We start from the raw sequence: 243 nt of genomic DNA, 5'->3' as shown, positions 1-243 counted from the left end.
GTGCACTGCAATTGACGGCGACCTTGCTGGGCAGCGCGCAGCAATTGGCGACTTGGCAGGCGGCGCAGCCGGTACAGATGCTGTTCAAGGAAACCGAAGTGGCCTTGGCCAAGAATTTACAGGGGCAAATCAGCCTGCGTAATCGCTTGCCCGGCCGCATAGTCGAGATCGAATGGGGACAGCTATTGACGCGCGTGCTCGTGCTGCTGGATGATCTCGCCGGCGTGACGATCAGTTCCGTCA

At 59.7% G+C, this 243-nt stretch carries 1 protein-coding gene; it reads left to right on the top strand.

The annotated features are described in order from the left end of the window. Positions 1–243, top strand: a 243-nt coding sequence (locus QN347_RS20715; RefSeq protein ID WP_323494533.1) for a hypothetical protein, incomplete at both ends; no start/stop codon positions are given.

The organism is Sphingomonas sp. 10B4 (assembly GCF_035019905.1).
Lineage (GTDB): Bacteria > Pseudomonadota > Alphaproteobacteria > Sphingomonadales > Sphingomonadaceae > Sphingomonas > Sphingomonas glacialis.
This window is presented reverse-complemented; position numbering and strand designations above follow the sequence as displayed.